This window comes from Neorhizobium sp. SOG26, assembly GCF_003491345.1.
Lineage (GTDB): Bacteria > Pseudomonadota > Alphaproteobacteria > Rhizobiales > Rhizobiaceae > Neorhizobium > Neorhizobium turbinariae.
In genome coordinates this window covers 881,283-895,459 of record NZ_CP025512.1, presented here as the reverse complement: position 1 = coordinate 895,459, position 14,177 = coordinate 881,283, and the positions used below count along the sequence as shown (strand labels likewise).

Genomic DNA, 14,177 nt, shown 5'->3' with positions numbered 1-14,177 from the left:
GCTCAACCCTCCAGGCTGACGGGCAGGTTGAGCCCGTGTTCTTTCAGGAGCGCATGGCGGCGCGCGGCCTTGTGGTCTTCGGCGACCATCTCGGCGCACATCTCGCGGGCGGTGATCTCCGGCTCCCAGCCGAGCTTCTGCTTGGCCTTGGCGGAAGAACCGAGCAGCGTGTCGACTTCCGCCGGGCGGAAATAGCGCGGGTCGATCCGCATCACCACGTCGCCTACCCTCAGCGCCGGCGCCTTGTGGCCGTCAATCGCCGCAACGGTTGCAATCTCGTCGACGCCCTCGCCTGAAAACTCCAACGTCAGCCCAAGTTCGCTCGCCGTCCACTGGATGAATTCACGCACCGAATATTGCAGGCCGGTGGCGATGACGAAGTCTTCCGGCTCGTCCTGCTGCAGCATCATCCACTGCATGCGGACATAATCCTTAGCATGACCCCAGTCGCGCAGGCTGTCGATATTGCCCATGAAAAGGCAGGATTCGAGCCCCATGGCGATGTTAGAAAGGCCACGGGTGATCTTGCGGGTGACGAAGGTCTCGCCGCGGCGCGGTGACTCGTGGTTGAAGAGGATCCCGTTGCAGGCATACATGCCATAGGCTTCGCGGTAGTTCACCGTGATCCAGTAGGCGTAAAGCTTGGCAACCGCGTAGGGCGAACGCGGATAGAACGGCGTCGTTTCCCGCTGCGGTGTTTCCTGCACCAGGCCATAAAGCTCGGACGTCGACGCCTGGTAGAAACGGGTCTTCTTCTCAAGCCCCAGGAACCGGATCGCCTCGAGGAGACGCAGCGTGCCGATCGCATCCACATCGGCGGTATATTCCGGAGCCTCGAAGCTCACCGCCACGTGCGACTGAGCGCCGAGGTTATAAACTTCATCGGGCTCGATATCGCGGATGAGCCGGGTCAGATTGGAAGTGTCCGAGAGGTCGCCATAATGCAGCTTGAACTGCGCGTCCTTCATATGCGGATCTTCGTAGATATGATCCACACGCGCCGTGTTAAACAACGAGGCACGGCGCTTGATGCCATGCACCTCATAGCCCTTGGCCAGCAGAAACTCCGCAAGATACGAGCCGTCCTGGCCGGTTACCCCGGTAATCAGTGCTCTTTTTTTCATGGTGTTACTCATTCTTGTGCCTGACGCAGGTCCACGACCGTCATATCCGGATCCTCGTGATGATATGCGTTGTGCGGGGACGCGTAGTATTGGGACGATCCATATTCGCGATAGAGCTTCATCTTGCGGCTGTCCACTTTGTTGAGGATGATGCCGAGGCACAGCTCCTTCAGTTGCGGTTCCGCAGCGAGTATCTCGGCGACAAGCTTGGGCGGCGTCTTTCCCCATTCCACCACGAGCACGAAGGCATCGAGATGCGGCATGACCGCTCTCGCATCGATGATCGGGGCGACGGGCGGCAGATCCAGAAGGACATAGTCGTGTGCCTCGGCAGCCTGAGCCAACAGGCGAGCCATGTGACCCGAGGCGAGAAGCTCGGACGAGCGCGGGATGCGACGCTTCATCACCGTCGGCAGAAAGAGCGCACCGCTCTCGGGATCCTTCAAGGCCCGCGAAGAGGGCGGGTCGCCCGACAGCAGGACCTCAAGCAAACCTTCTTGCGCGTGCTGGGCAATCGTCCTTGTAGCGCCGGGATTGCGCAGGTCCGCATCGATCAGGATCGTGCTGGCGCCTTGCGCGAGCAGTTTTGCAAGGTTGATCGCGACCGTGGATTTCCCCTCACCCGCGACCACCGAGATGATGCCAATCACCTTGCCGCGCTTCGGGATCTCGAGTTCGGCAGCCAACCGGACGTTGCGCAGCGTCTCGGCGAAGGGTGACAGCGGGAACTCCGTTGCGAAATCGGCAATCGGATCCTTGCTACGGATCTCGTGCTTCCCGGACGGTGGCTTGGGCAAACTGTCGACAAGCGGCGCGACGTGGGAGAGATAACCGAGGAACCTTAGGCCAAGGACCTGCCTCACCTGCTCGCCGGCGCGGAAACCACGATCGGAGGCTTCGCGAAAAGCAGCGGCACCGGCACCGGCCGCACATCCGAGCACGACGGAGACCGCGAGCACGAGCGGGATCCTTGGCTCGCTCGGCGTCACTGGCGGCATGGCGCGGGCGATCACACGTGCTTCGGTGACCGGGAACGACTGCTGCTGGACCGCCTCGTGATAACGCTGCAGAAATGTCTGATAAAGGTTGCGATATGTGGCAGCGGTCAATTCCAGTTCGCGCAACTGCACCTGCGTTTCGCTGGCGGTCAGGCTGACGGCTGTCGCCTTTACCAGGCCCTCACCGATCTGCCGTTCGCGGGACGTCGCGACCGCCAGATCATTCTGATAGCTTTGTGCGATGCGCTTCAGCTCATCGAACATCAACCGCTTGTATTCGGCCATTTCCTCCTTCAGCCGCTCAGCTTGCGCGTGAGCTTCACCGGAGCGTCGGACGATCTCGGAATGGCGCCTCGATGCCTCGAGAAATTTCTGGCGCAGCGTGTTGATGACCGGGCTCTCCAAGGCGTCGCCCACAACGCCCTCCTCCGCCCCGCTCTCCACCACCGCCTGGATCGCTTCGACGCGTGCCTGGGCCTTTTCCGTTTCCGTGCGGGCAGCGTTGAGCGACAGGCTGATATCGACGAGCTTCTGGTCGGACAGCAGCGTGTCGTTCGCCACCAGCAGCCCATTGGCTGCCCGGAACCGCTGCACGGCCGCATCGGCCTGCAGCGACTGATGGCGCAGGTCCTCGATGCGTAGCTGCAGCCAGTCACCGGCGCGGCGTGTCGCGCTGGTCTTGGACTCGAGCTTGTCAGCCAGATAATAGTCGGCAACGGCCGTGGCGACGGAAGCGGCAAGCTCGGCAGAATTCGCCGTGAACGAGATCTCGATCACATAGGAGCGCCCGATGCGGGCAATTTCCATATCGCGGCTTATCACCTCCAGCGCCTGCCGCCGCATCGCATCCGGACCAGAGGGTGGCCGCGCAGGACGAAAGAAGGTGAGAAGGCTCCGGGGCACGCGCAGGAACGGGTTCGGCGCGCCACGCATGAACTCCGAATTGTCCTGGAGCTTCAAGCCATCGATGACCGCGAAGGCGATCGCTTCTGATTTCAGAAGCTCGACCTGTCCAAGGAAAGACGCTTCATCATCCAGAACACCTGCAACCGAGGACAACTGCTCGACGACCTGGCTGTTGACGCCGTCGATGAGCACGCTGGTCCTGGCGGTAAATCGCGGCACCGCGGTGAAGCAATAAAAGCTGCCGAGCGCCAAGAAGAAAATAAGACAGAGGCCGAAGACCGGCCACTGACGGCGAGCGACAGAAATCAGGTTGGCAAGGTGAAACGGCGGAGCCTGCGGCTCCGAGTGGGCATTGACCTGAAGCGAACGCAATACATGCCTCTGGTTCATCACTCGGTCCGCTGTGCAAAGACTGAGCCCAAATTAACTGTGTATTAATCATGGCGCACTTTTAGGTTGCTTGCAATCCTTTACAACCAGACAACCCCTGCAAGTAGAAGAATGGGCATTGGACGTTGCGCCAAAGCGTTATTGCTGGCGAAATTTGCTGCCTTGAAAGCTGTGCTCCCAATCGGGCGCTTGCTATTCCTTTGGTTTGCGGCCATTCCCAACGCTGCGACAGGTGAGACTGAAAGAACTTATGGGCAGGTTTACTGATTGGCTGCTGCGCCGAGGTTCGGCGCCGGTGACAAAGACGACGCGCCGACGGATCGATCTCGGGCCGGACGAGCCACTTTATCCGATCTATGCCATTGGCGACGTGCACGGCAGCCTCGACCAGTTGATCGCGGCGGAAGAACGTATTGCGCGGGACATCCAGAAGACCGGTCAGCCCGGCCCGGTCGTGCTTCTCGGGGATTATGTCGACCGGGGACCGAACTCAGGCCAGGTGCTCGACCACCTGATCCGACCGAGCGAACTCAAGCTGCGGCGCGTGCCGATCTGCGGCAACCATGACGACCTGTTCGCGCGGTTCCTCGATCAGCCGGAGGCCTATTGGGACTGGCTCGGCATCGGCGGTGATCGGACGCTCACCTCCTATGGTATTGACCTCACCTTCCTTGGAAACAACAAGAAGACCCGGCTGGAGCGACTGTCTTACTCTCTTGCTGATGCGGTGCCACCGGCCCACAAGGAATTCCTGGCGCAACTGCCAACCTCGTTGCGGATCGGGCGTTTTGTCTTCGTACACGCGGGGATCAAGCCTGGTGTACCGCTCGATCAACAGGATGACAAGGACCTGATGTGGATCCGCGATCCGTTCCTGGCGGAGGGTCCGAAGATGCCGTTCCTGGTGATCCATGGCCATACGCCGCAGCCGGAACCCTACAGGGGTCCCGGTCGGATCGGTATCGACACGGGGGCTTATTATTCGGGCAAGCTGACAGTGCTCAAACTCCAGGGCGAGCAACTCAGCATCATCTGACGGATCAGGCGCGCCGCCTGTACCACCAGAACAAGACGGGCTTGATGACGCCGCCGAAGAGACCAAGCGCGGCAAGCGAAAAACCGAAATAGAGCTTGCCGCTGCGGCGTTCGATGGCGCGGACGATTTTTCGCGCGACCGCGTCGGCAGTCCATGCACCAGCCTTGCCCATCAGCCGTTGCGCCTCGATCGGCCGCTTCGGAAGCTCGCGTTCAAGCTGCGGCGTTTGTGTATCGGGCGGAAAGCAGATGCCGACGGTGATGCCGTGGGCTTGCCCCTCTTGCGCCAGTGCTTCGGCAAATCCGGTGAGTGCAGCTTTCGAAGCGCAGTAGGCGGAATAACCGTGAATGCCTATGAGGCCCGCGCCAGAGGAGACGATCATGATGCGCCCCTGCCCGCGATGCGTCATACCGGTGTAGACCGAACGCACGGCGTTGACAGTGCCAAGCAGGTTGATGCGTATCTGCTCGTTGAAGCGGTCGCTGGAGAGGTCTTCGAAGACCGCCGGTTCGACGATCCCGGCGCAGGCAATGAGGACGTCGCAAGGGCCAAGCCGGCTCTCGGCGTGCTGCACAGCGTCGCGGATTGCCGCTTCATCGCCGACATCCGCCAAGGCCATCTGGATGTCGTCGGGAGCGCTTTTGGCAGTCACCAATAGACCATCACGCGCCACCTGAAGCTTTAGCCTGTCCCGCGCAATCAAGGTCACGCGCGCACCGCGACTTGCGTAAAGCCGCGATACTTCAAGCCCTATGCCGCTTGAACCTCCGGTGACGATGACATGCATGATCCACCTGCCGGTCAGCGCTGTTGGTCAGGATTTGCCCGCGGCCTGGAGAAGTGGAGCAAGCTGCATCACCTTGTCCATGTCGAGCGAAGCCAGTCCGAAATTGCGCTCCTGCAGGTCCTTCAGCCTTTCGGCAGTGACTGCGACCGAACGACGGATCTGTTCCTCGGTATGATCGCAAGTGATGAAGAACCGCAGCCGCGCCATGCCCTCCGGCACGGCCGGGTGGATGATCGGCAATACGTTGATGCCCTGCTCCAGCAGTTCATTGGAAAGCTGTACGGCGCGAAGAGAGTCTCCAACGATGACCGGCACGACTGAGAAGCCGAGGCTCAAGCCCGTATCCAGTCCCGCCGCGCGGGCGCATTCGAGGAAGAGCGCGCCGTTGCGGTGCAGCTTATCGGTGCGCTCCGGCTCGGAACGCAAGATCTGCAGCGAGCAGCGAGCCGCTGCGGCCAGAACCGGAGCCAGGCCAACGCTATAAACGAAGCCGCCCGCTTCCGCCTTAAGGATGTCGATCAAGGCCTGCGAGCCCGCGATGTAGCCGCCGCAGCTCGACGTGGTCTTGGAGAGCGTGCCCATCCAGATATCGACTTCTTTCGGGTCGATGCCGTAGTGCTCGAAGGTCCCGCGCCCGGTCGCGCCGAGGACACCAAGCGCATGCGCCTCATCCACCATCAGCCAGAAGCCGTAGCGGTTGCGCAGTTCGAGCAGCGCCGGCAGGTTGGCGATGTCGCCATCCATCGAGTAAACGCCTTCAACGATGACCATGATGCGCCGGAACTCGGTCGAGAGTGTCCGCAGCACCGATTCAAGGTTCTCGACGTCGTTGTGGCGGAAAAGCCGGCGTGTCGCGCCGGATTGCTTGATGCCGGCCAGCGCGCTGTTGTGGATGAACTCGTCGTGGATCACGAGATCCTGCGGCCCCATCAGACAACTGATGGAAGCGACGTTGGTGAGGTAACCGCTGACGAAGGTGACGGCCGCATCAACGCCGTAGACGGAGGCAAGCTCCATCTCGAGTTCGGTATGCACCGGACGCTCGCCAGCAACCAGGCGGCTGGCGGAGGCGGAAATGCCAAACCTGTCAACGGTGGCCTTGGCCGCTTCCAGCGTGCGCGGATCCGTGTTGGTTGCAAGGTAGTCATAAGAGGCGAAGTTGATGAGTTCGTGGCCGGCGACGACGGTAGTCGCCCCTGCCGCCCTGTCATGCGAGCGGTAGAAGGGGTTCGCCACGCCGATCATTTCGCCCGCCGCGCGCTGTACGTTTACCCGCTGGTATTCCGGCAGTTCCTCGAAGGACTGGACCTGCCGTGCCGGTGCCTGCGGCAGGCGGCTCAACCTTGCGGCGCGATTGCGCCCCGAAGCCTCGCTTGTCTGGCGCAGCTTGTCCAGCAGGCCACGCTTGCCGTCAGGGCCGAGCCCTGCGGCCTCGTTGTCCCCATTTTCACTCATCACTGTGCCGCTGCTTTCTGCTGTTGCGACGTCGAGTGGCTCTTGACCAGCCGGTCGACGACGGCGTTCTGGCCCTGAGGTGCCTCATCGCCATCCGCATTCTGTCGGGACACGCGCTCGCGCAGACGTGCAACGACATCACCCACGGTCGTGTCGTCGCCGACACCGCTCAACGGAATGTCGAAACCGGTCTTCTGCTGGAAGCCCATGCCAAGTTCCATCGCCATCAAGCTGTCGAGGCCGATCTCCTTCAGCACCTTTTCCGGCGTGATGGTATCCTCGGTGACGCGAAGGATGGTAGCGATTTCGCCCGCAACCAGCTTGTGCAGGATCTGCTGCGCTTCTTCGGCAGACTTGCCGCGGATCAACTCTTCGAGGTCGATCGTGTCGCCATCCGAGGACGTCGCATTGTTACCCGCCGAACGAACGATGGTTTCGAAGAAGGCCGTCTTGGCGATTGGCAGCATCTGGACCGCGCCCCAGTCGATCTCGGCGATCATCAAGGCGGCCGCGTCGACATTGCCCGTATCGGCCAGCATGTAGCGTTCGACCTGTTCCAGCGCTTCGCGCGCCTTCATCGCGGTCTTGCCGATGCGCTTCGACAGGATCTCGTTCACCTCGGCGTTGCGCGCCAGGAAACCGGTATCGGCAATGGCGCCGAAGCCGACAGCCAGCGCCGGAAGACCAGCGGCACGCCGGGTGCGGGCCAGACCTTCAAGGTAGCCGTTAGCCATGACGTAGTTCGCCTGCCCCGGGTTGCCGAGCATGGTGGTGGCAGACGAGAAGAGCAGGAACAACTCCAGGTCATCCTTGGCCGTGAGCCGGTGCAGGATCTCCGCGCCCTTCACCTTCACGTCCACGACGGGCTTGTTGCGCTCCGGCGTGAGGTTCGAGATCAACGCGTCATCCAGCACCATGGCGGCGTGGATGATGCCCTTGACCGGGCCTTCCGTGCGCAGCAGTTCCAGCAGGACCGAAACCGCCGACTCGTCGGTGATGTCGCAGGCATGCACTGTCGCATGCACGCCCTTGCGGTGCCAGACCGAGATCGCCGCCAGGGTTTCCTCGTCAGCCATGCCACGCCGCGAACAGAGCGCGATGCGCTTGACGCCGCGGGTCACCAGCCACTCGGCCGCAGCCAGGCCGAAGCCACCGATACCACCGGCAACCAGGAAGGTGCCATCCGAGGAGAAGCGAAGCGCCTCATTTGCCGGAACCAGGACCTTGTCCTTGCGGGCAACCGGCGGACGCACGACGATCTTGCCGATATGGCCGGCATTCTGCATGAGACGGAAGGCGCTGCCGATCTCATCATGGCTGAAGGCGCGGTACGGAAGCGGCGTGAGCTTGCCCTCGCTGAAGAGCCGGCCGATTTCGCCGAAGATCTTGCGCGTTACACCGGCGACGTTCACCAGCAACTGGTCGGCATCGATCCCGAAATAGCTGATGTTGCGGCGGAACGGGCGCAGGCCGATCTTGCGGTCGGAATAGTAGTCGCGCTTGCCAAGCTCAAGGAAGCGACCGAACGGCTTCACCAGTTCGATGCTGCGTTCCATGGCTTCCGAGAACAGCGAGTTGAGGACGAGATCGACGCCCTCGCCGTTCGTCACTTCGCGAACGCGGGAAACGAAGTCCAGCGAACGTGAGTCGAAGATGTGGTCCGCACCCAGCGCTTCCAGGAAGCGGCGTTTCTCTGTCGTGCCGGCCGTTGCGATGACTGTTGCACCACGCAGCTTGGCGATCTGCAGGGCAGCAAGCCCCACGCCACCGGCTGCGCCGTGAATCAGGATCGTCTCGCCCTTTTCGATATGGCCGAGATGAACCATCGCATAATAGGCGGTGAGGAAGGCAACCGGCACCGTTGCGGCCGCAGCCGATGACAGGCGGTCCGGGAACTTCGTCACGCCATCACGGCGGACGCGCACATGCGTCGAGAATGCAGCCGGGGCGATACCCATCACCCGGTCGCCCGGCTGGAGATCGTCGACATCCGAACCAACCTCGAGCACGCGGCCCGCAAGTTCCATGCCGATGGTGGCGCCGGCGAAACCGTCTTCAAGCGCTTCTTCGGGCAGCAGGCCCATGGCCCACATGACATCGCGGAAGTTCAGGCCGGTCGCTTCAACCGCGATAATCACCTCATCCTTGTCGGGCGACGGAAGATCACAGGCTTCCCATGAGATGCTTTCGACACGGCCGCTCGACAACTGGCGGATGGTCGCGGCTTCGAAGCTCGACGTCGTCGCCTCGGTGGACGGGAACGGCCCGGTGGCTGCACGAAGTTCGCGCAGGTTGCCCGCCGTCATCTGCCATTCGCGGTTCGACGTCGAAACTGCCAGCAGTTCCTGGACAGCATCCCATGTTCCCGCGTCGCCGGATTCGGCATCCAGCAAATGCACATCAAGGGCTTCGTATTCGTTCTGGACAACACGCGCGAATGCCCAGAGGCCAGCATTCGCACCATCGGTGTCTTCACCTGCCAGCGGCGATCCGCCCGGTGCCACAACAAGAAGCCGTGGCTTCGAACCGGTTTCTGTTCCGCGCGACACCGTTTCGGCCAAGGCACCCAACCGGCGCAAGCGCGCCTGAGCCAGAACCGACGCATCCTGCGATGCGACGCGGTCCGCCAGATAGACGATACGCAAAGGCTGGCCGTGGAACTGAGACAGAGCCTCGTCGAACTGTTCCTGCGTTGCATCGGCATCAATGACACTGACATCACAGCCGTCGAAGGCGACGGAGACGTCTGCAAGCTCCGAGAGGATCAGAACGCGGCTACCATCGGCCAAGGCCGCGGCGGCCTTCGTCGGACGGGCCTCCGATGCCGCTGCGGCAAGCACCAGCGCGCCTTCCGGATAACCTTGTTCGCGCGCGTGCGGCTTGGCAAAGCCAAGCGATGCGATGACATCGGCGAGTTGCCGGTCGGAACCCAGCCGGCCAACGGGGAAGTCCGGCGAGTTGCTGTTTTCGAACCACCCTTCGGACTGGCCGAAGACAAAATCGTTGAATGCAGAGGGCGCACGATCTGCGAAAACAACAGCACCACCATTGGCGGCCGCGTTGCGTATAGCGGCGCGGATCTCCTCATGGGACGACAGCAGTTGCTGGCTCTGGGGACCTGCCGCCACGACGATATCGGCAACCGGCTGGCTGTAGAGCTTGTCGCATTCCGGCAGCAGGACATGCACGTCCTGTTCGAAAGCAAGCTCGAAGGTGCGGCGGACGTTTTCGCGCGGCTCAGCAATGATGAGTGTTGCACCATGTGCCGCTGCGGCTTGCGCCAGCCGACGGCTCAACGCGAGCGACATGACGCCCGTTTCGAGGATGTAGCGGACGCCACCCTTGCGGCTGGCCAACAGCTTCTCGACGCCCTCGACAACGGCCGTGAAGGCTCGCTCCGCCAGCGGCGAATGGACAAGCACGTGGTCGATCGTCGCTTCGCTGGCATTTGCCGTGCGCGCCGGCTTGTCGCCGGCAGTGCTGAGCGGTCCAGCGGCCAGTTGTTCAAGCGCATCGCGGTAGGCATTGTTGACGAGCACGGCTTCGGCAATGCGTCCGGAATCTTCGCGGTAGATCTCCTGGAGCAGTTCGCTGACCGGCGGCAGGGTGAACTCCTGCGGCAGGACCCATTCGCCCTCGTCGGCGGTTGCGATGCCGGCATCTTCCAGGATGAACAGGCAGTTCGTCAGGAAGGCGCGGAACTCCCGTTCCAGCGGCAGGCGGCGGGTGGACACCACGCCGCGGTGGTCTGCAAGCTTCAGCGCGATCTCGTGGCAGGCGCGGTAGATCGCGGCATCAAGCAACAGCGTCGCGTTGTCAGATGCCTTGCCCTTGCCGTTGCGGAAGATTGCCGCCGCATCGACCTTGCCGAATTCGCGAGCAGCACCGACGGAAGCGGGTACGCTCTCGTAGTGAAAGGCGACTGATGCCAGCGTGTGATGGCGACGCAACGACGTGCGGCGGAAACGGCAGTCGTCCAGGCTCGCAATGCGGTTGCCTTCGGTATCGAACAGTTGGAACCGCGCCTTGATGGAATAGGCGCTGAACCGCTCGATCTCGATCATGGCACGGGCGATCTGGCCGCCGCCGGTCACATGGATCGCACCGAACCGGACCGGGATATAGGGCGATCCGACATCGCCGCCCGACAACTGGCCGAACAGCGCGACAAGACCGTGGAACACCGCGTCGGTCGAGAACGGGTTGAGGTTGTACTGGACGTAAGGGTGTGCGGGAGCCGCTGCCGGCTTCAGATCCACCTCGACGATGGTCTGGCCATAGGCGACCGCCTTGTTGAGGAGGCGGAAGCGAGGGCCGTATTGCAGGCCGAAACGTTCAGCCGTTTCATAGGCTTCGTCGGCAGAAAGAAGCGTTCCCCTTTCGCCCTGCGGCGCGACGATGGCGCTGCCAACCACGGCGCCGGCGGCATGACGGCTACGGGCCACGGCGTGGACCGTCCAGTCATCGCTGCTCAGGCGTTCACGCGAGCGGATCTCGATGTAACCGGTTTCAGGCGACAGCAGGGTCGAGAGTTCGACCATCCGGTCGGGCCGCAGTTCGAGAGGCCGGACGATCTCGAGGTTCGAGATCTCGACTTCCGGAGTTCCGTAATAACGCTGTGCCGCCGAAACCGCGATTTCGATAAACCCGGCGCCAGGCATGATGGCGCGTGAATCGACCACATGCTCCGCAAGGTCCGGAAACAGGTGCGCGTCGATGTGGTTCTTCCAGTGCGCGCTGTTGGGGTCCGTGCGCCAGCCGAGCAGCAGGTAAGGCAGCTTGCTGTTGCGGCCGAAGATATCCACCTCGTCGGTGGTCGACGGCATCTTCAGTTCGGTTTGTTCGAACGGCAGCGCCGGCAGGTCCACATGTGCGTTGCGCTTCGCGTTACCGCGGACGGACTGAACGGGTGCGCCATGGGCGACGGCACGGGCAAAGGCCTGAGCGACCGGATCGCGACCCGGAACGCCGGTCTCGCGCTGCAGCGTTCCAACCACGACGGCGGAGGCAGAAACGGACTTCGCCGTTTCGCCGACATAGCTCGACAGGATCGAGCGTGGCGACACTTCGATGAAGAGGTTGCAGCCCATGGCAAGGGCGGTCTGGCATGCCTGCTTGAACAGCACAGGCTCGCGGACGTTGCGCCACCAGTATTCGGCGTCCAGCCCGCGACCATCCTGCAATTCCCCGCTGACGGTGGAGATGAAGGCGCAGTTGGTCTTTTCAGCCTGGATGGCGGGCAGGTCTGCCAGGAACGCATCCCGCGCGTCGTCGATGATCGGGTGATGGAACGGGTAGTTGATGTCGAGCACATGCGCGACGATCTGCGCCTTGCGTGCTGCATCGCGGAACGCCTGGATCTGGTCGCCCGGACCGGAAAGGGTCACGGAATTCGGGGCATTGATCGCGGCAACGCAGATGCCATCGAGGCCACGCGCACGGGCGAAGTTCAGCGCCGCTTCCTCGTTGAGGACCACGGCCGCCATCTTGCCCTTGCCGGCAAAAACGTCCTGGTAACGCGAGCGCTTCGAGACAATGGCAACCGCTTCGGCCGCCGTCAGTGCCTTGGCAGCATAGGCTGCTGCCAGTTCGCCAACCGAATGACCGAACACGGCTTCCGGCCGGATGCCGCTCGCATGCATGCAATCGGTGAGGGCTGCCTGGACCGCGAACAGCAATGGCTGGGCGATCTTGGTATCCGCCAGCCGGGTAGCGAGATCCGGCGCAACAATGATGTCCGTGAGCTTTTCGCCCAGATGATATTCGAAGAGTGCGCTGAAGGACTGGAAGCACTGGCGGAACTGCGCGTTTTCCCGATACGCGTCCACGCCCATGCCGGCCCATTGCGCACCGTTGCCGGAAAAGACGAAGGCAATCTTGGCCGCAGCAAGCGGTGCTTCGCCGATTTCGCCCGCCGAGGCCTCACCCGCGAGATGGGCTTCAATGGCCTTGCGGACGCCATCGGCATCCTTGGCCGCGACAGCGAACCGGTGCCGCAGCGCTTCGCGGTTGGCCGGAGCGGCCGACACCATGAGTGCCGCCTGCTTCGCATCGGCGTCCGAGAGCCGTTCTTCGTACTGCTCGAGCAGCTTGGACAGAGCCGATGCGGTATGTGCGCTGACCACGAACAGGCCCGGCTCAACCTTCGCCGGCGCATCCACCGCCTTGACAGGATCCGGATCGCTGATGACGACGTGGGCGTTCGTGCCGCCGAAACCGAACGAGTTGACGCCCGCAAGCCGCGGCTCCTTGGCGGGCAGGAGCTTGATCGTCGAGGTATTGACGCGAACATTGAGGCCATCGAAATCGATGTCCTCGTTGACCTTCTCGATATGGAGCGATGCCGGGAGGAAATTGTTCTCCAGCGCGATCATCGCCTTCAAGAGGCCGAACAGGCCGGAGACCGGCTCGGTATGACCGATATTGGTCTTGATCGAGCCGATTGGCACCGGCGCGCGACGCTTCTTGCCGATCACCTCGCCGATCGCCCAGACTTCAGCCGGATCACCGACGCGCGTGCCGGTGCCGTGCCCTTCGATGAAGGCAAGCCGGTTCACGTCGATATTGCGGCCTTCGTAGATCGAGCGCAGGAGGTCAGCCTGGGCTTCACGCGACGGAAGGCTGATGCCGTTTGTGCGACCCGAGGAGTTGACGGCCACGGCGTGCAGGCGACTGCGGCTGCGGTCCCCTTCCCGCTGGGCGCGATCGGTGCGACGCAGAACAAAAACAACGCCACCTTCGGCGCGAACATAACCATGCCCGTTCGTATCATAGGCCCGGCATAGACCTTCCGGCGACAGCATGCGTGCCTGCGCGAAGCCCACGAAGGACAGCGGGTGCACCAGGAGGTTGACGCCACCGACGATCGCCGTGTCGATGTCACCGTTTTCCAGCGCCAGAACGGCCTGATCCAGCGCCACGAGCGACGAGGAGCACGCGGTATCGATCGTCATGCTCGGCCCCTTGAGGCCGAAGATGTGCGAGATTCGGTTGGAAACGATGGAAAGCGTATTGCCCGTCATGAAATACGGGCTACCGGAGGCCGGATCTTCGGACGCGAGATTGCCGCTCTCGAGGCTGGATGCCCCGACGTAAACACCGACATGCTCCTTGGCCAAGGTACTGGCCGGAAGGTTTGCGTCTTCGAGGGCTTGCCAGACGAGGTTCAGGAGCACCCGCTGCTGCGGATCCATCTGCATTGCTTCACGCTGCGAAAGCCCGAAGACCGCAGGATCGAAGGCATAGATATTATCGAGGACGCCCGCCGCGAAAGTGTAGGTCTTGCCGGGGATGCCTTGATTGGGATGCCAGAAGCGAGCCTTTTCCCATCGGTCCGATGGAATGTTCGTGACGGTGCACCGCCCCTCGCTCAAGATGTCCCGCAGTTCGCTTACAGAATTGGCACCTGGCGCTACGCAAGCACGGCCGATGATTTCAATCGTCATGGTCACTCGGTGTTTATCAGACGTAAACGGCCAAAG

6 protein-coding genes are annotated in these 14,177 nt (G+C 62.3%); 1 reads left to right on the top strand and 5 read right to left on the bottom strand.

Annotated elements, in window-relative coordinates; genetic code table 11:
- Window positions 1-2 precede the first annotated feature (2 nt).
- Both gmd and CYG48_RS04360 read right to left on the bottom strand, forming a co-directional pair.
- On the bottom strand, window positions 3-1,124 hold the full coding sequence (gene gmd / locus CYG48_RS04365; protein ID WP_118849261.1) for a GDP-mannose 4,6-dehydratase: 1,122 nt from the start codon (window positions 1,122-1,124) through the stop codon (window positions 3-5).
- An 8-nt stretch (window positions 1,125-1,132) separates the two neighbouring features.
- Window positions 1,133-3,418 carry a nucleotide-binding protein gene (locus tag CYG48_RS04360; protein WP_118849260.1) on the bottom strand — a complete coding sequence of 762 codons (2,286 nt, stop codon included), beginning with the start codon at window positions 3,416-3,418 and terminating at the stop codon, window positions 1,133-1,135.
- Window positions 3,419-3,668: 250 nt separating this feature from the next.
- Between CYG48_RS04360 and CYG48_RS04355 the strand changes: the two genes are divergently transcribed.
- Window positions 3,669-4,454 carry a metallophosphoesterase family protein gene (locus CYG48_RS04355; protein ID WP_118849259.1) on the top strand — a complete coding sequence of 262 codons (786 nt, stop codon included), beginning with the start codon at window positions 3,669-3,671 and terminating at the stop codon, window positions 4,452-4,454.
- A gap of 4 nt (window positions 4,455-4,458) precedes the next feature.
- On the opposite strand, the gene CYG48_RS04350 is transcribed toward CYG48_RS04355, so the two are convergent.
- Genes CYG48_RS04350 through CYG48_RS04340 form a run of 3 tightly spaced genes read right to left on the bottom strand, consistent with a single transcriptional unit; the run spans window position 4,459 to window position 14,141 of the window.
- On the bottom strand, window positions 4,459-5,241 hold the full coding sequence (locus CYG48_RS04350; RefSeq protein ID WP_150132684.1) for an SDR family oxidoreductase: 783 nt from the start codon (window positions 5,239-5,241) through the stop codon (window positions 4,459-4,461).
- Window positions 5,242-5,268: 27 nt separating this feature from the next.
- Window positions 5,269-6,696 carry an aminotransferase class I/II-fold pyridoxal phosphate-dependent enzyme gene (locus CYG48_RS04345; RefSeq protein ID WP_118849257.1) on the bottom strand — a complete coding sequence of 476 codons (1,428 nt, stop codon included), beginning with the start codon at window positions 6,694-6,696 and terminating at the stop codon, window positions 5,269-5,271.
- The gene (locus CYG48_RS04340) at window positions 6,696-14,141 is read right to left on the bottom strand and encodes a type I polyketide synthase (RefSeq protein WP_118849256.1); all 7,446 of its coding nucleotides are present in this window, start codon (window positions 14,139-14,141) and stop codon (window positions 6,696-6,698) included. The genes CYG48_RS04345 and CYG48_RS04340 overlap by 1 nt, the downstream gene beginning before the upstream one ends.
- Window positions 14,142-14,177: the final 36 nt, after the last annotated feature.